General features: G+C 54.2%; 1 protein-coding gene. It reads left to right on the forward strand.

Features of this window, described 5'->3' with window-relative positions; translation table 11 throughout:
- Positions 1-73: 73 nt before the first annotated feature.
- The coding region (locus tag FVA95_RS32360) for a hypothetical protein (RefSeq protein WP_205016060.1) at positions 74-284 on the forward strand (211 nt) is incomplete at its 3' end.

Genomic DNA, 284 nt, shown 5'->3' on the forward strand with positions numbered 1-284 from the left:
GTTACGTGCGTTGCGTCCGATATTATCCACAGCTCCGGCATTCTGTGCACTCAACCTGTACCAGCTCGCATTGATGGCAACCCTGAGTTACTGCCCTTTCGGCCAGAAACCCAAAGTCCCTTGCGCCGAAACCAGATCCGTTAAGTTTCTGCTGCAACCCAGCGTCGGCAATTGGTTCGGCGATGCACTGCCCAAGGGGGAAGAACTGTGGAAAGTCGACAGCGCCCAGACCAAAGCCTATTACCCGCTCTACGAAGATGTTCCGTATTCCGCAAGGTTGGAAA

Source organism: Pseudonocardia sp. EV170527-09, assembly GCF_008369905.1.
GTDB lineage: Bacteria > Actinomycetota > Actinomycetes > Mycobacteriales > Pseudonocardiaceae > Pseudonocardia.